Source organism: Streptomyces sp. AN091965, assembly GCF_022698285.1.
Lineage (GTDB): Bacteria > Actinomycetota > Actinomycetes > Streptomycetales > Streptomycetaceae > Streptomyces.
In genome coordinates, this window is the sequence record NZ_JALDMY010000001.1 from 2,755,630 (window position 1) to 2,772,417 (window position 16,788).

The following is a 16,788-nucleotide window of genomic DNA, read 5'->3' on the forward strand; positions in this document are numbered from 1 at the left end:
CTCAGGCCCCGGGGCCCGCCACGATCTTGCCGCCCGCCACCTTCACGGGCAGCTCCTCCAGGGGAGCCACCGCGGGCTCGTGCAGCACCTTGCCGTTCCGCGCGTCGAACTGGCTGCCGTGGCACTGACAGGTCAGCTTGCTGCCCTGGAGCTTGCGGATGGGGCACCGCGCGTGCGTGCAGATCGTGCTGAACGCCTTGTACTCGTCGTCCGCGATCCTGCTGACCACCACGTTGTGGTCGGTGTACAGCTTCGAGCCGCCCACGGCCACCTCGTCGGCCCCGCCCAGGTCCACCGGCTCGGTCGGCGCCGAGCGGCTGCCGTTGCCGTCGCCGGACGAGCAGGCCGTCAGACCGAGCCCGGCGACCGGGACGAGCGCGGCCGCGCGCAGCACGGCGCGACGGGCGTGAGGGGTGCCGGACATGAGGTCTCCACAGGTCAGGAGGGTTTGGCGACGGGGCAGACCCTACCGTTACGGACCTTCGTGACCGCGCCCGGCACGAACGTGACCGTGTCGGTCCCAGCCGTGCCCGGGTGCCGCCCGCCCCGGTCCCGCCGCCCGTACAGGCTCTAGCCTGTGCGCAAGCCGAGCGCGGGAAAGGAACCATCAGTGATAGTCGCCGCAGGTGAAGCCCTCATCGACCTCGTTCCGCAGGACGCCGGTCCGTCGGCGGGCGCGGCCCTCGCCCCGCTCGCGCCCCGGCTCGGCGGCGGGCCCTTCAACACCGCGGTCGCGCTCGGCCGCCTCGGCTCCCCCGCCGGCTTCTGCTCCCGGGTCTCGCGCGACGCGTTCGGCGAGGCGCTGCTCGCGCGGCTGCGGACGGCGGGCGTCGACGTCTCGCTGGTGCAGCGCGGCGCCGAGCCGACGACGCTGGCCCTGACCTCCATCGCCGCGGACGGTTCGGCGGGCTACTCCTTCTACGTCGACGGCACGGCCGACCGGCTCTTCGCCGCGCCCGCGCGCCTTCCCGACGGCGTACGGGCCATGACGTTCGGGACCTGCTCCATGGCCCTGGAGCCGGGCGCGAGCGCGTACGAGGACCTGATGCGGCGTGCGGCGGCCGAGGGCGTGTTCACGGCCCTCGACCCCAACATCCGGGCCGGGCTCATCCCCGACGCGGACGCCTACCGCGCCCGCTTCAAGAGCTGGCTGCCGTCGGTGGCGCTCCTGAAGCTGTCGGAGGAGGACGCGCGCTGGCTGGGCGGCACGCCCCAGGAGTGGCTGGCGTCCGGGCCCGCCGCGGTCGTGGTCACGCGGGGCGGCGACGGCCTGTCGGTGCTCACGCGCGCGTGCGGCGAGGTCGGTGTGCCGGGCGTCCCCGTGGACGTCGTGGACACCATCGGCGCGGGCGATACGGTCAACGCGGCGCTGCTGCACTCCCTGGCCGCCCGGGACGCGCTGTCGGCGGACGCCGTGGCCCGGCTCGACGCCGACGCGTGGACGGACGTCCTGGGCTTCGCGGCGCGCGCGGCGGCCGTGACCTGCTCACGGGCGGGCGCCGAGCCGCCGTACGCGGCGGAGGTGGACGGGTAGGGCCCGCCGAAAACGGCTGACGCGTAGCGCCGCGTACGTGGGCCGTTGTGTGCCTGCGGGCGCCTGCTCTTGCCTCCGTGCGTGCCTGCGTGCCTGCGCGTGCCGTCTCAGCCGCTGACCGCGCGCAGGCCGCCCGGCTGGCGGCCGTTCAGCCGGTCGAGCGCGGCCGACGTGGCGTCGTCGGCCGGGAGGTGCACCAGGAGGCGCTGCCCGTCGACGTCGGGCAGGGCGAGCGACTCGTACGCGAGACGCAGGGTGCCCACCTGCGGATGGCTGAGGCGCTGCACGCCGCTGCGGCGCGGCACATCGGGCACGGCGTGGGCGCGATCGGCGAACGGCGCTCCGGCGAGGACCGTCAACTCGTCCACGAGCTGCAGCACATGGGGGTCGATCATCGGCGATTCGCTTCTGAGGTGCGCGATCTGCTCGTCGGCGACGCGCTCCCACTCGGGGAAGGCCGTGCGGGCCCGCTCGTCGGTGAAGACGAACCGCAGCAGGTTGGGCCGGTCGCCGTCGAGCAGCCCCAGCGGACGGGCGACGCGTTCGTAGCCCGTCGTGTACGCGATGATGTCGCTGAGCCGGTTGAGCAGCACGGCCGGGGTGGGCTCCAGGCGGTCGACGACGGCCCGCACGGTCGGGCGCACCTCCCGGGCCGGGGGCGGGGCCGCCGAGCAGCACGGGTGGTCGGCGCCGCCGCTGGCCTTCTCCAGGCGGCGCAGGTGGATGCGCTCCTCGATGGTCAGGCGCAGCGTGTCCGCGAGCGCGCCGAGCACCTGCGGGGACGGGTTGCGGTCGCGGCCCTGTTCGAGACGGGTGAGGTACTCGACGCTGATGCCCGCGAGTGTGGCGACCTCGGAACGGCGCAGTCCGGGGGTGCGCCGGCGCGGCCCGCTCGGCAGGCCGACCTCCGTGGGAGTGACGGCTTCACGGCGCGTGCGCAGGAAGGCGCCCAACTCGTTGTCGCTCACTCCGCGAACGTACCAGGGGGATCCGCGGGTCACGGGCCCGGATCATGGCCCTGTCACTACCAGTCTCGGCCCGGCCTTCCTCCGCCTCGCGGCCCGCCCCAGAGTGGTCGGCATGAGCTTCGAAACCACTGACGCGGCCGTTGCCACCACCCCTCTTCCTCTGCCCGCGGGCCGCTGGGCCATCGATCCGTTCCACTCCGCGGTGAACTTCACGATCCGTCACCTGGGCATCTCCAAGGTGCGGGGCCGCTTCGCCGAGTTCGACGCGGAGCTCGTCGTGGGCGAGACCCTGGAGACCAGCTCCGTGACGTCCACGATCCAGCTGGCCTCGATCGACACCGGCAACGCGGACCGTGACGCGCACGTCCGCGCGTCCGACCTGCTCGACGTGGAGCGCCGCCCCACCATGACCTTCCGTTCCACTCGCCTCCAGGGCGCGGGCGAGGACTGGACGATGGCGGGCGAGCTGACCATCGGCGACGTGACGCGGCCGGTGACGCTCGCCGTGGAGTTCGGCGGGCTCGGCGAGTTCGGTGAGGTCCGGCACGCCGGTTTCGAGGCGACGGGCGAGATCCGGCGCAGCGAGTACGGCCTGTCCTTCGCTCCCGGGATGCTCGGTGAGGTCGTCAAGATCCAGCTGGACATGCAGTTCCTGGAGCCCGGGAAGGGCGACGCGTAGACGGAGCGGCCGCCTGTCCGGCGGCGCTCTCGTTGCTCGCCCTGCTCGTGCTGCTCGTCCTGCCAGCAGTACGAGCCCTCGGTCAGCCCTCTTCGAAGGCGCCGTGCCGTCCCGCTCCGGCGGTGAAACGGGCGGCGCCTTCGGCTGCTTCCGCGAGCGCGTGCAGGCCGTGCCGCACCTCGCCCGCCAGCGCCTGCTGTTCGGGCAGGCCGTGCTGTTCGCGGGCGGAGAGCCGGTCGTGCCGCAGACAGGTCTGCGGGAACGCGGCGATCTCGGCGGCCAGCCGCTCGGCTGCGGCACGGGCGGTGCCCTGCGGTACGACGCGGCTGACCAGGCCCATACCGAGGGCCTCGGCGGCGTCCACCGGGCGGCCGGTGAGGATCAGGTCGAGGGCGCGGCCCTCGCCGATGATCCGGGGCAGGCGTACCGTCCCACCGTCGATGAGCGGCACGCCCCAGCGGCGGCAGAACACGCCGAGCACGGCATCGTCCTCGGCGACCCGCAGATCGCACCAGAGGGCCAGCTCCAGGCCGCCCGCGACGGCGTACCCCGAGATCGCGGCGATGACGGGCTTGGTGAGTGCGAGCCGGGTGGGGCCCATGGGGCCGTCGTGCGTGCCGCCCACTTCGGTGACGTCGTTGCCGTCCGGGGTGCCCATCGCCTTGAGGTCGGCGCCCGCGCAGAAGGTGCCGCCTTCGCCCCACAGGACGGCGACGGACGCTTCCGGGTCGGCGTCGAAGGCACGGAAGGCGTCGGCCAGGGCGCGGGCGGTGGGCCTGTCGACGGCATTGCGCACGTCCGGGCGGGAGAGGACCACGGTGGTGACGGGTCCGCTCCGCTCGACACGGACGGCGGGCCCTGCGGGTGTGGGCATGTCGTACGTCTCCCTGGTGGTCGTACGGGTCCCAGCACCTGGCGCGGTCCTGGCCGCCTCAGCCGATCACGGCGGCGTACCGCGCGACAAGGCAGGGGCGCGCCGTCCTTGCGGAGGGCGCGCCCCTGGTGTGCGGCCCGGCTTGGCGGTGCCGCGTCCCGGGCCTCACGGCTCAGGCATGGTCAGGCCTTGCGGTCCGCCTCTGCGCTGCCGCGCCCCGGGCTCACGTCCCGGGCGCGGTCAGGCCTTGCGGCTCGTCGCCTTCTTCGCGGGTGCCTTCTTCGCGACCGCCTTCTTGGTGACGGTGTTCTTGGCGGTGGCCTTCTTGGCGGTGGGCTTCTCGGTGGTCGCCTTCTCGGTGGTGGCCTTGGTGGTGGAGGCCGTCGCCCTCTTCGCGGCGGCGGTCTTGGCCGTCCTGGCGGTCGCCGTCTTCTTCACGGGGGCGGAGGTGGCCGCCACCGCCGCCTTCTTCCTCGTACGCCGCGCCGGTGATGGACTCGCGTCACTGATGCGGTCGGCGGCGACGATGTCCCGCAGGAACTTGCCCGTGTGGCTCGCGGGCACTCCGGCGACCTGCTCGGGGGTGCCTTCGGCGACGACGAGGCCGCCGCCGCTGCCCCCCTCCGGGCCCATGTCGACGACCCAGTCGGCGGTCTTGATCACGTCGAGGTTGTGCTCGATGACGATGACCGTGTTGCCCTTGTCGACGAGGCCGGACAGGACCTTGATGAGCTTGCTGATGTCCTCGAAGTGCAGACCGGTGGTCGGCTCGTCCAGGACGTAGACCGTGCGGCCCGTGGAGCGCTTCTGCAGCTCGCTCGCCAGCTTGACGCGCTGCGCCTCGCCTCCGGAGAGCGTGGGCGCGGACTGGCCGAGGCGGACATAGCCGAGGCCCACCTCGTGGAGGGTCTTCAGGTGGCGGGCGATGCCGGGGACCGCCTCGAAGAAGTCGAGCGCCTCCTCGATGGGCATGTCGAGGACCTCGGCGATGGACTTGCCCTTGTAGTGCACGTCCAGGGTCTCGCGGTTGTACCGCGCGCCGTGGCAGACCTCGCACGGGACGTACACGTCCGGGAGGAAGTTCATCTCGATCTTGATGGTGCCGTCGCCGGAGCAGTTCTCGCAGCGACCGCCCTTCACGTTGAACGAGAAGCGGCCGGGGAGGTAGCCGCGGACCTTGGCCTCCGTGGTCTCCGCGAAGAGCTTGCGGACGTGGTCGAAGACGCCGGTGTACGTCGCCGGGTTCGACCGGGGGGTGCGGCCGATGGGCGACTGGTCGACGTGGACGACCTTGTCGACGAGGTCGTCGCCCTCCACGCGCGTGTGGCGGCCGGGGACCGACCTCGCGCCGTTCAGCTCGCGGGCCAGGTGGGTGTACAGGATGTCGTTCACGAGGGTCGACTTGCCGGAGCCGGAGACGCCCGTGACGGCCGTGAGCACACCGAGGGGGAAGGAGACGTCGATGTCCTGGAGGTTGTTCTCCCGGGCGCCGTGGACCGTGAGCTGACGGCTCGGGTCGGCGGGGCGGCGCACGTCGGGGACGGGGATCTCCTTCTTGCCCGACAGGTACTTGCCGGTCATGGACTCGTCGTTGGCGAGCAGTTCCTTCAGGGAGCCGCTGTGCACGACCTTGCCGCCGTGCTCGCCCGCGCCGGGGCCGATGTCGACGACCCAGTCGGCGACCTTGATGGTGTCCTCGTCGTGCTCGACCACGATCAGGGTGTTGCCCATGTCGCGCAGCCGGACCAGGGTCTCGATGAGCCGGTGGTTGTCCCGCTGGTGCAGGCCGATGGAGGGCTCGTCGAGGACGTAGAGCACGCCGACCAGGCCGGAGCCGATCTGGGTGGCCAGGCGGATGCGCTGGGCCTCGCCTCCGGAGAGGGTGCCCGCGGCGCGGTTCAGGGAGAGATAGTCGAGGCCGACGTCGACGAGGAAGCGCAGCCGCTCGTTGACCTCCTTGAGGACGCGCTCGGCGATCTTCTTGTCACGGGCGGTCAGCTTCAGCTGGGCGAGGAAGTCCGCGCAGTCGCTGATGGACATCGCGGAGACCTCGGCGATGGACCTGTCCATGACCGTGACGGCCAGGACGATCGGCTTCAGGCGCGTGCCCTCACAGGTGGGGCACGGCACCTCGCGCATATAGCCCTCGAAGCGCTCGCGGCTGGAGTCGCTCTCGGCCTCGGAGTGGCGCCGCTTGACGAAGGGGACGGCGCCTTCGAAGGCGGTGGTGTACACCCGCTCGCGGCCGTACCGGTTGCGGTAGCGGACTTCGATCTGGGTCTTGTGGCCGTAGAGCAGGGCCTTCTTGGCGCGCTGCGGGAGGCCCGCCCAGGGCATGTCCATGGAGAAGCCGAGCGCGTCGGCGAGGGCGCCGACCAGACGGCCGAAGTAGTCCTTCGTGTGGCCGTGCGACCAGGGGTGGATGGCACCCTCGTCGAGCGACTTCTCCTCGTCGGGGACGAGGAGCTCGGGGTCGACCTCCATGCGCGTGCCGATGCCGGTGCAGTCGGGGCAGGCGCCGAAGGGCGAGTTGAAGGAGAAGGAGCGGGGCTCCAGCTCCTCGAAGGACAGGTCGTCGTACGGGCAGTACAGGTGCTCCGAGTACATGCGCTCGCGCTCGGGGTCGTCCTCGGGGAGGTCGACGAAGTCGAGCACGACCATGCCTCCGGAGAGGCCGAGCGCGGTCTCCACGGAGTCGGTCAGGCGGCGCTTGGCGCTCTCCTTGACCGTGAGGCGGTCGACGACCACCTCGATGGTGTGCTTCTCCTGCTTCTTCAGCGTGGGGGGCTCGGAGAGCTGGATCGTGGCGCCGTCGACCCGGGCGCGGCTGTACCCCTTCGTCTGGAGGTCGGCGAAGAGGTCGACGAACTCGCCCTTGCGCTCGCGCACCAGCGGCGACAGGACCTGGAAGCGGCTGCCCTCGGGCAGCTCGAGGACCTTGTCGACGATGGCCTGCGGCGACTGGCGGCTGATCGGGCGGCGGCACTCGGGGCAGTGCGGCTTGCCGATGCGCGCGAACAGCAGGCGCAGATAGTCGTACACCTCGGTGATGGTGCCGACCGTCGAGCGCGGGTTGCGCGAGGTCGACTTCTGGTCGATGGAGACCGCGGGCGAGAGGCCCTCGATGAAGTCGACGTCGGGCTTGTCCATCTGGCCGAGGAACTGGCGCGCGTACGACGAGAGGGACTCGACGTACCGGCGCTGGCCCTCGGCGAAGATCGTGTCGAACGCGAGCGAGGACTTGCCGGACCCGGACAGACCGGTGAAGACGATGAGGGAGTCACGCGGGAGGTCGAGCGAGACGTTCTTGAGATTGTGCTCGCGCGCGCCACGGACGATGAGACGGTCGGCCACGCCGGTCCGCACCTTTCTTGAGAGAAGTGACAGGGGCGGGGCCCCCGTCCTTCACAGACTAGGGCGACCCACTGACAATGCCGGGCCGGATCCTGTGGTTGGTGAAACCCGGACCATCAAGAGTGCCCGATGCTTCTGCCGAGCGTATAGCACGGACATTCGATTTGAGGGGGTGGTCCACCGCCTTCACCCGAACGTGTGGCGGGGCTATCGTCTGGCCCATGATTGATCATGTGCGCGACCTGGCGTCTGTACGTGACGCGACCGAAAGGCTGCTGAGCGCAGTCTCCTCATGGGACAACGCCGCGGCCGCCGAGCCGTCACGGCTTCCGGGCTGGAGCCGTGGCCACGTCCTCACCCACCTCGCACGGAACGCCGACGCTTTGGTGAACGTTCTCGCAGGCCGCCCCATGTACACGAGCGCCGAGGCACGCGACGGCGACATCGAGCGGGGCGCGCCGCGGCCCCTGGCCGAGCAGATCGAGGACCTGCGGCTCTCCGCGGCCCGCTTCCAGGACGAGGCCGACCGGCCCGCGGACTGGTCCCGGACGGTGGAGCTGCGCAACGGCGTCACGGACTCCGCGTCCCGGGTGCCGTTCCGGCGGTGGATCGAGATGGAGCTGCACCACGTGGACCTGGGCGTGGGGTACGAGCTGGAGGACCTGCCGGCCGACTTCGTGGAGCGCGAGATCGACTTCCTCACGGCCCGCTTCCTGGGGAAGGCCGACGTCCCCGCGACCCGTGTCACCGACGGCACGCGCGCGTGGGGCACGGGCCGCGCCCCCCAGAGCCCGGACAAGCCCGAGGTCACCGTCAGCGGCCCGGCACCCGCCCTGCTCGGCTGGCTCGCGGGCCGCCGCGACCCGGCGGAGCTCGCCGCCGCCCTGACCGTCGAAGGCGGTCCGCTCCCCTCCCTGCCCCCGCTCTAGGACGGATTAGGCTGACTTCCATGACGTACAGCGGAGCGGTGAAGGTCGGCGGACCCGCGGATGTGCACGAACTGCGGGACCTGATGATCTCGAAGGTCGCGGTCGGGCCGATGAACAACAACGCCTATCTGCTGCGCTGTCGGGCCACCGACGAGCAGCTCCTGATCGACGCGGCGAACGAAGCCCGGACCCTGCTGACCCTGATCGGCGACGACGGCATCGCGGCCGTCGTCACCACCCACCAGCACGGCGACCACTGGCAGGCCTTGGAGGAGGTCGTCGGGGCGACAGGCGCGCGGACGTACGCGGGCCGCGAGGACGCCGAGGGCATCCCGGTGCCGACGCGGGTCCTCGTCGACGACGGCGACACGATCGAATTCGGCCGGATCTCGCTCACCGCGCGCCATCTCGTGGGCCACACGCCGGGCTCGATCGCCCTCGTCTACGACGACCCGCACGGCCATCCGCACGTCTTCACGGGCGACTGCCTCTTCCCCGGGGGCGTCGGCAACACGTGGAAGGACCCGGAGCGCTTCGCGAGCCTCATCGACGACGTCGAGACGAAGATCTTCGGCACGCTTCCGGACGAGACCTGGGTCTACCCCGGGCACGGCGACGACACGACGCTCGGCGCCGAGCGCCCGCACCTGCCGGAGTGGCGCGAGCGCGGCTGGTGAACCGGTGGGCGGCGCCGGTCCCCGGCGCCGCCGTTCAGCCCCGCGCCACCAGCGCGGCCACCCGCTCCACCCCGAAGACGTATCCCTGCACCCCGCAGCCCGCGATGACGCCGTCGGCGCGCTGTGAGACGTACGAGTGGTGCCGGAAGGCCTCCCGCTGGTGGATGTTGGAGATGTGGACCTCCACCACCGGCATGCCGTCACAGGTGTTGAGCGCGTCCAGGATCGCGACGGACGTGTGGGAGTAGGCGGCGGGGTTGATGACGATGCCCACGTGGTGCTCGCGCGCCTCGTGGATCCAGTCGACCAGCTCGCCCTCGTGATTGGACTGCCTGAGGTCGACCGTCCCGCCGTGCGCCGCGGCCGCCTCGGCACACCGGGCCTCGACGTCGGCGAGCGTGTCGGTGCCGTAGATCTCCGGCTGCCGCTTGCCCAGGAGGTTCAGGTTGGGCCCGTTCAGGATCATGATCGGGGCGGTGGCGAGGGTGTGGGGCACAGGGTCCTCCGTGCGTCGGGCTGCTGCTCACAGACGGTCTATCACGGCGCGTCCCGGGCCGTTCGGCATGGTGCGCCACCGCGTTCCGCGCGGTGCGCCACGGGTTTCCGAAGGGCTCTTCGCGGGCTGTTCGGTCACCCTGCGCACGGGTTCCGCCGTGGCCCGCCACGGGCCTTTCATCGCGGTGCGGGTACCGGTTATCGCGGTGCGGGTACCGGGCGGCCCGACGTACGCTGCCGGGCATGCCGCCGTCCCAGGAACCGCCCCGCTACCCCCCGAAGCCCCGGCCGGGTGACCGCGTGGCGGTCGTCTCGCCGTCCTCCGGGCTGCCGGAACTCTTCCCGCTGCCCTTCAACCTGGGACTCGCGCGCCTTCAAGGGCAGTTCCACCTGGAGCCGGTGGAGTACCCGACGACGCGCAAGATGGGCTCCTCGCCGCGCGAGCGGGCCGAGGACCTGCACGCCGCGTTCGCCGACCCGACAGTGAAGGCCGTCATCGCGAGCATCGGGGGCGACGACCTGATCACCGTGCTGCCGTTCCTGGACCGCGAGTTGATCCGCGCCAACCCGAAGCCGTTCTTCGGGTTCAGCGACAACACCGTCCTGCACGCCTTCCTGTGGCAGACAGGCATCGTCAGCTTCCACGGCGCGTCCGTGATGTGCGAGCTGGGGCGCCCGGGGGCCATGGCCCGGCAGACCGCCGACTCCCTTCGGGCGGCCCTCTTCGTACCGGGTCCCTACGCAGTGGTCCCCGCCGACCGCTTCCGCGTCATGGACGTCCCCTGGGACGACCCGGACACGTTCGTCGCCGAGCCGACGACCGAGCCGGGCGAGGGCTGGACCTGGCACCTGCCCGAGGGTGCCGAGCGGGTCGTGGAGGGGCGCACCTGGGGCGGCAGTCTGGAGGTCCTGTCCTGGCTCCTGATGGCGGACCGCGAGATCGCCTCCGACCCGGCCGCGTACGACGGTCATGTGCTCTTCCTGGAGACGTCCGAGGAACTTCCCTCCGCCGACGCGGTGTTCCGCGTCCTGCGCGCCCTGGGCGAGCGCGGGCTCCTCGCCCGCTTCGGCGCGCTCCTCATGGGCCGCGCGAAGAGCTGGAGCTTCGACCGGCCCAACCCTCCGGAGGAGCGGATCCGCTACGCGCGCGAACAGCGCGGGGCGGTGCTCCGGGCGCTCGACGCGTACGCCCCGCGCACCATGGCGGTCTTCGACGTGGACCTGGGGCACACGGACCCCCAGTACGTGATCCCTTATGGGGGCGCTGTGCGGGTGGACGGCTCGCAGAGGCGCATCACGGTCACGTACTGAAGCGCTTCCCGTAACCGCCCCACACGGCGGGGTGTTGACGGACCGTGCACACCAGTGACTCTCCGTCAACGACCCAGGTGCGGGCCGCTCCGTCGCTGCCGCGGCTCGCCGCCGCCTCGCTCGCGGGGACCGCCATCGAGTTCTACGACTTCTTCGTCTACGGCACCGCGGCGGCGCTCGTGCTCGGGCCGCTGTTCTTCCCGACGTTCTCGCCCCTGGCGGGCACGCTCGCCGCGTTCGCGACGTTCGGCGTCGGTTTCGTCGCCCGGCCGCTGGGATCCGTCGTCTTCGGGCACATCGGCGACCGGCACGGCCGACGGCCCGTCCTGGTGGCCTCCCTGCTCATGACGGGCCTCGCCACCGTCGCCGTCGGCTGCGTACCGACGTACGAGTCGATCGGCGCCGCCGCTCCCCTGCTGCTGCTCGTCCTGCGGTTCGTGCAAGGGGTGGGGCTGGGCGGCGAGTGGGGCGGGGCGGTGCTCCTGGCGGCCGAGCACGCGCCCGCCGAGCGGCGCGGGCTGTGGGCGAGCTTTCCGCAGATCGGCCCCGCGATCGGCTTCCTGTTCGCCAACGGCATCACCCTGGGACTGTCGGTGACGCTCACGGAGGCGCAGTTCGCCTCCTGGGGGTGGCGGATTCCGTTCTGGGTGGCGGGGCTGCTCGCGGCGGCCGGGCTCGCGCTGCGCGCGTCCCTGGAGGAGAGCCCGGACTTCCTCGGCGTGCGCGAGCCCGCGCGCGTGCCGCTCGCCGAGGTGGCGCGCGGCCACTGGCGGCTCGTCCTGCTCACCGCGGGCGCCCTCGCGGTCGGGTACGCGGTGTTCTACGCCGTGACGACGTGGTCGCTGGCCTACGGAGTGGAGCGGCTCGGCGTGAGCCGCCCGGTGATGCTGGCGTGCGTGATGGCGGCCGTCGTCGCCATGGGGGCGCTGACGCCCGTGTCGGCGCACCTGGGCGACCGCTACGGGCGCCGTCCGCTGTGTCTGCTCGGGTGCGCGGCGATCGCCCTGTGGATGTTCCCGATGGTGGCGCTCCTGGCGACGGGCGAGCCGCTGCTGATGTTCCTCGGCTTCCTGGTGGCCCTGATCGCGTTCACGACCGTGTTCGGGGTGGTCGCGGCTTACCTGCCGGAGCTGTACGAGCCCCGTGTGCGCTGCACGGGGGCCGCGGTGGGCTACAACCTCGCCGGGGTACTCGGCGGGGCCCTGACGCCGCTCGTGGCGACGGCGGCGGCCCGTGGCGCGGGCACGCCCTGGGGCGTGGCGGCGTATCTGACGGCCGTGGCGGTGCTGAGCCTCGGCTGCTTCGCGCTGCTGCCGGAGACGCGGCCCGCGGGCCGGGCGGTGCCGGTCACCGGGTGACGGGCACCGCCCCGCCTCTCACGGGTTCATGGCCAGTTCCAGATAGGCCGCGAAGAGCACCAGGTGGACGCCGCCCTGGAGGAGCGTGGCCCGGCCCGGCACGACGGTGAGCGTGCTGACGCCGACCGTGAGCAGGAGCAGCACCATGTGGGTCGAGCTGAGCCCGAGCACGAGGGGTCCGGTCAGCCACACGGAGGCGATGGCGACGGCCGGGATGGTCAGGCCGATGCTGGCCATCGCCGAACCGAGGGCCAGGTTCAGGCTGGTCTGCACGCGGTTGCGGCGGGCGGCGCGCACGGCCGCGATGGTCTCCGGGAGCAGCACGAGCAGGGCGATGATCACGCCGACGACGGCGTGCGGCAGGCCCGCGGACTCCACGCCCGACTCGATGGTCGGCGACACGCCCTTGGCGAGGCCGACGACGCCGACGAGGGCGAGCGCGAGCAGCCCGAGGCTGATCAGGGCGGTGCGGGCGGAGGGACCCTCGGCGTGGTCGTCGGTGTCGAGGACGTCGCCGTCCTTGGTGACCGGCAGGAAGTAGTCGCGGTGGCGCACGGTCTGGGTCGCCACGAACAGGCCGTACAGGACGAGTGAGGCCAGGGCCGCGAAGGTGAGCTGTGAGGTGGAGAACTCCGGGCCCGGCTTGGACGTCGTGAACGTCGGCAGGACCAGGCTGAGCGTGGCCAGCGTGGCGACCGTCGCGAGGGCCGCCCCGGTGCCCTCGGGGTTGAAGACGGCGACGCGGTGCCGCAGGGCCGCGGTGAGCAGGCAGAGGCCGACTATGCCGTTACAGGTGATCATCACGGCGGCGAAGACGGTGTCGCGGGCCAGGGTGGAGCTCTTGTCGCCGCCGTCGGCCATCAGGGTGACGATCAGGGCCACCTCGATGATCGTCACGGCGACGGCGAGGACCAGGGAGCCGAACGGTTCGCCCACGCGGTGCGCGATGACCTCGGCGTGGTGCACCGCGGCGAGCACGGCCCCCGCGAGGACCGCCGTCACCAGGGCGACGATGCCACCGGGGAGTTCCCGCCCCCACGTGCAGGCGAGCAGGAGGACTCCGAGAACGGGCACTGCTGCCGTCCACCGCGAAGCGATGGTCCGGAGTCTAGGGATCATGCCTTCGATGCTGCCCCGCGCGCGGGAGGGCCGCGACTCCATACGTTCCTCTCTATGCGGAAGCGGTGCACAGTCGAGGACTGTGCACCGCTTCCGGTGGTTCGTTTCGGCGGTACCCGCTCCCTACGGAGAGGGGCGCCTTCGTACTGCCTCTCTACGGAGAGAGCGCTTACGCCTCGATGCTGTCCTTCTGGGCGTCGTCCTTGCCGGTCTCCGCGGCGGCCGCATCGCGCTCCTGCTGCTTCTTGGAGGCCATGAGGCTGGTGATCGTCGTGATGACCAGGACACCGCAGATGACGCCGAGCGAGACCGGGATGGAGATCTCGGGGACGTGCACCCCGTTCTCGTGCAGGGCGTGCAGGACGAGCTTCACGCCGATGAAGCCGAGGATCACCGACAGGCCGTAGCTGAGGTGGACCAGCTTCCTCAGGAGACCGCCGATGAGGAAGTACAGCTGACGCAGACCCATCAGGGCGAAGGCGTTGGCGGTGAAGACGATGTACGGGTCCTGGGTGAGGCCGAAGATCGCGGGGATGGAGTCCATCGCGAACAGCACGTCGGTGGTGCCGATGGCGAGCATGACGACCATGAGGGGCGTCATGATGCGCTTGCCGTTCTTCCGGACGAACAGCTTCGTGCCCTCGTAGCGGTCCGAGACGCCGAACTTCTTCTCGATGGACTTCAGGAGGCGGTTCTCCTCCCAGTCCTCTTCCTCCTCGTCGGCGCGCGCCTCCTGGATGAGCTTCCAGGCGGTGTAGATCAGGAAGGCGCCGAAGATGTAGAAGACCCAGGAGAAGTTGGCGATGACCGCGGCGCCGGCGGCGATGAAGATCGCTCGCAGGACCAGCGCGATCAGCACGCCGAACAGCAGCACGCGCTGCTGGAGGTGGGAGGGCACCGAGAACTTCGCCATGATCAGGATGAAGACGAAGAGGTTGTCGACGCTCAGCGACTTCTCGGTGATGAAGCCCGCGAAGAACTCGCCCGAGGCCTGGGTCTCGCCCGCGATCAGCAGGCCGAGCCCGAAGAGCGCGGCGAGCACGATCCAGACGATCGTCCAGATTCCGGCTTCCTTGATCGACACATCGTGCGGCTTGCGGCCGATGAAGAAGTCGACCGCGATCAGGGCACACAGACCGAGAACGGTCGTCACCCACAAGGTCATTGAAACGTCCACTGCGCCTCCGGCGTCGTACGGCTACTGATCAGCGTCGTCGCTGCCGGAGGTCTCTTCCACCCGGGCGCCCACGGCGCCTGGCGGGCCGACGCCCCGGGACCGATGGCGGTCCGTATTGACGGGCACGTCGCGTATGGAGTACTCCCCTCCGCACGGAGAAGCCTACGCGAAAGACCAAGGTTTGGTAAAGGTCACGGCAAACGGTCGCCAAATGGCAAGGTCAGGGCGGCCTGTGGTCACTTAGTCGACATGCGGATCACTCGTCAGGAGCGTGCTCGCGCGTCACCGGTCGGGTCGTAGGGGGTCCTCGGCGCGACGGCGGGAGGCCGCCGCGCCGCGACGGGAGGGCTCAGCGGCTGCCCGTGCGCCGGGCCGTGCCCACGCCCGCCAGGACGTGAGGGAGGACCTCGCTGCCGGTGGGCGCCAGCGGCGGCTCGTACGTCCACGCGTGGCCCACCCAGGGGTCGGCGAGGTGGTCGTCGGGGACCGGGGTCAGGCGCAGGAGCGCGCGCCACAGCGGGTCGAGCAGCGGGCCGTACTCCCGGGCGTCCTCGCGGTCGGCGACCATCATCAGATGGACGCCGACGGCCGGGCCCTCGTCGGCCAGGTAGCGCAGCTGGGTCACGGCGCGGTCGTCGAAGCCGTGCGGGAAGTCGTTGACCACCAGGAGGTGCTCGCCGGTGTCGAGGTCCGGCGGCAGCGACGAGGTGACGCCGCCGCGGACGGCCATCTGCAGCAGGTCCACCCGCTGGGTGAGCCGGGTGAGGACGGCCCCGGTGCCCGCGGCGCCGGCGGCGGGCGGCTCGTCCAGAACCCCCGAGGTCACGAGCGGGGCGAGCGCGCTCGCGCCGGTGCCCGCCGGGTCGATGACGTGCACGGTGAACTCGCCGGGGGGATAGACGGCCAGCAGGCGCGCGGCGTGCGCGACGGCGCTGTCCAGGGCGAGGCGGCGCAGGGTGTCGGCGTCCGCGAGGGAGTCGGTGCCCGAGCGGCCGCTGTCGATCCACAGGCCGCGCTCCAGGGGCAGCCGCACCAGCATGGGGATGCGCAGGTCGGGGCGCTCCGGCAGATGGAGTCCGCCGAGGCGCACGGCCATGGGGATCTCCATCGGGGCGCGGTAGGCGTGCCAGACGGGGCTCGACCAGTCGGCGAACGCCGGAGGCAGCGCGGGCTCCACGACGTCCGCCTCGGCGGCGAGCTGGGCCAGGTCGCGGTCGAGCGCGGCCCTGGCCTGGTCGACGAGGTCGCCGTGCTTGGCGCGGGCGGTCTCGCGCGCGGCGTCGCCCGCGCCGCCGATGCGGCTGCGCGGGTCGGAGAGGACCTTGTCGAGCTCCTGCTCCCTGCGCGAGTCGGCGAAGTCGACGGCGCTGCGGTAGGCCGCCGTGGTGCGGGCCAGGTCCTCGAACATGCCCCACACCTGGTTGTACAGGCGCTCCTCCAGGGACCAGCCGGTGGCGTCGCCCGCGACGGGCTGTGCGGGCTGTCCGGGCGCGGCCGTCGGCACGGCGGGCGGGGGCGGCGGGGGCGCGCTGGTCTGGCGGCGGGGGTGGGTGTAGTTGACGGGGCCGCCGTCGCCGGGCTGGGCCGGGGCGCCGTCGCCCGGCGCGGGCGGGCCCGGCGGGACGGGGTGAGGGACGGCGGGGTCGCCCTGCGGGGCGGGCGAGACCTCGCCGGGCGCCGTGTGCCCCTGGGCGGCGGCCCGCACCCGGGCCTCGTCCGCCGGGCGGGGCGGGGGCGCGGCGACGGAACGGGCGAGGCCCTGGGCCACCGCTTCGTTGATGGTCGCCGCGAGGTCCTGGGCCTGGGGCAGGCCCTGGTCGGTGAGCATCTCGGCGAGGCCGCCCGCGTAGCCCTGGCCGACGGCGCGCACCTTCCAGGCGCCCTGCCTGCGGTACAGCTCCAGGGCGACGACGGCCGATTCGGCGGTGAGGTCCGTGAGGGTGTAGCTGGCGATCTCGGCGCCGTCGAGGCCGGTGACGGCGACGAACGGCGCGGCGACGGCACCGAAGCTGGCCGGGCCCGTGACGCCGACGGGCAGCGCCAGCAGGACGTTGACCTGGTGGGCGTCGTCCGGCAGCGCGTCGAGGTCGACAGCGAGGCGGTGGTCGGCGGCGGCCTGCCGGGACACTTCGAGGCCCGGCAGGGTGGGCGCTCCGGGGTGGGCGACCCAGGAGGTGCCGCGCACCCTGCGCCGGTCGTCGCTGAGTGTGGCGCCGGCGACGACCGGCTGGGCGGCCGACACCCGGACCTCTAGGCGGGTGCCGGGAAGCGGGTGGTTCTGCCCCCTGACCAGCTCGGCCGTCATCGCGTTCG

14 protein-coding genes are annotated in these 16,788 nt (G+C 72.1%); 6 read left to right on the forward strand and 8 right to left on the reverse strand.

All coding sequences use genetic code 11. The annotated features are described in order from the left end of the window. Nucleotide 1: 1 nt before the first annotated feature. Nucleotides 2–424, reverse strand: coding sequence for a Rieske (2Fe-2S) protein (locus tag MQV74_RS11370; RefSeq protein WP_242716495.1), 423 nt, complete (start codon nt 422–424; stop codon nt 2–4). 186 nt (nt 425–610) lie between these two features. Between MQV74_RS11370 and MQV74_RS11375 the strand changes: the two genes are divergently transcribed. After that, on the forward strand, nt 611–1,534 hold the full coding sequence (locus MQV74_RS11375) for a carbohydrate kinase family protein (protein WP_242716497.1): 924 nt from the start codon (nt 611–613) through the stop codon (nt 1,532–1,534). A gap of 107 nt (nt 1,535–1,641) precedes the next feature. Here the strand turns inward: MQV74_RS11375 and MQV74_RS11380 are convergent, their stop codons facing one another. Continuing rightward, the gene (locus tag MQV74_RS11380) at nt 1,642–2,502 is read right to left on the reverse strand and encodes a helix-turn-helix domain-containing protein (protein ID WP_242716499.1); all 861 of its coding nucleotides are present in this window, start codon (nt 2,500–2,502) and stop codon (nt 1,642–1,644) included. Nucleotides 2,503–2,614: 112 nt separating this feature from the next. Between MQV74_RS11380 and MQV74_RS11385 the strand changes: the two genes are divergently transcribed. Continuing rightward, nucleotides 2,615–3,181, forward strand: coding sequence for a YceI family protein (locus MQV74_RS11385; RefSeq protein WP_242716501.1), 567 nt, complete (start codon nt 2,615–2,617; stop codon nt 3,179–3,181). Between the two features lie 82 nt (nt 3,182–3,263). On the opposite strand, the gene MQV74_RS11390 is transcribed toward MQV74_RS11385, so the two are convergent. Next, nucleotides 3,264–4,055 (reverse strand): crotonase/enoyl-CoA hydratase family protein, encoded by a 792-nt coding sequence (locus tag MQV74_RS11390; protein ID WP_242716504.1) that lies wholly within the window; start codon nt 4,053–4,055, stop codon nt 3,264–3,266. A gap of 240 nt (nt 4,056–4,295) precedes the next feature. Next, nucleotides 4,296–7,409, reverse strand: a complete 3,114-nt coding sequence (gene uvrA / locus MQV74_RS11395; RefSeq protein WP_242716506.1) for an excinuclease ABC subunit UvrA — start codon at nt 7,407–7,409, stop codon at nt 4,296–4,298. A 221-nt stretch (nt 7,410–7,630) separates the two neighbouring features. Between uvrA and MQV74_RS11400 the strand changes: the two genes are divergently transcribed. Both MQV74_RS11400 and MQV74_RS11405 read left to right on the forward strand, forming a co-directional pair. Beyond that, entirely contained in the window at nt 7,631–8,338 is a 708-nt protein-coding gene (locus tag MQV74_RS11400; protein ID WP_242716508.1) for a maleylpyruvate isomerase family mycothiol-dependent enzyme, read from the forward strand. Between the two features lie 20 nt (nt 8,339–8,358). Continuing rightward, entirely contained in the window at nt 8,359–9,015 is a 657-nt protein-coding gene (locus tag MQV74_RS11405) for an MBL fold metallo-hydrolase (protein ID WP_242716510.1), read from the forward strand. A 34-nt stretch (nt 9,016–9,049) separates the two neighbouring features. Here MQV74_RS11405 and aroQ read toward each other — a convergent pair whose 3' ends face one another. Further along, nucleotides 9,050–9,511 (reverse strand): type II 3-dehydroquinate dehydratase, encoded by a 462-nt coding sequence (gene aroQ / locus MQV74_RS11410; protein ID WP_242716512.1) that lies wholly within the window; start codon nt 9,509–9,511, stop codon nt 9,050–9,052. 242 nt (nt 9,512–9,753) lie between these two features. On the opposite strand from aroQ, the gene MQV74_RS11415 reads away from it, so the two are divergent. Both MQV74_RS11415 and MQV74_RS11420 read left to right on the forward strand, forming a co-directional pair. Continuing rightward, a complete protein-coding gene (locus MQV74_RS11415; protein ID WP_242716514.1) occupies nt 9,754–10,821 on the forward strand; it encodes a S66 family peptidase in 1,068 nt (355 codons plus the stop codon). A 95-nt stretch (nt 10,822–10,916) separates the two neighbouring features. Then, entirely contained in the window at nt 10,917–12,179 is a 1,263-nt protein-coding gene (locus MQV74_RS11420; protein ID WP_242728610.1) for an MFS transporter, read from the forward strand. 18 nt (nt 12,180–12,197) lie between these two features. Here the strand turns inward: MQV74_RS11420 and MQV74_RS11425 are convergent, their stop codons facing one another. From MQV74_RS11425 to MQV74_RS11435, 3 genes are all read right to left on the reverse strand, one after another. After that, nucleotides 12,198–13,298, reverse strand: a complete 1,101-nt coding sequence (locus MQV74_RS11425) for a calcium:proton antiporter (protein WP_242716516.1) — start codon at nt 13,296–13,298, stop codon at nt 12,198–12,200. Between the two features lie 169 nt (nt 13,299–13,467). Continuing rightward, nucleotides 13,468–14,475 carry a TerC family protein gene (locus MQV74_RS11430; RefSeq protein WP_242716518.1) on the reverse strand — a complete coding sequence of 336 codons (1,008 nt, stop codon included), beginning with the start codon at nt 14,473–14,475 and terminating at the stop codon, nt 13,468–13,470. A 349-nt stretch (nt 14,476–14,824) separates the two neighbouring features. Continuing rightward, on the reverse strand, nt 14,825–16,780 hold the full coding sequence (locus MQV74_RS11435) for a TerD family protein (RefSeq protein WP_242716520.1): 1,956 nt from the start codon (nt 16,778–16,780) through the stop codon (nt 14,825–14,827). Nucleotides 16,781–16,788: the final 8 nt, after the last annotated feature.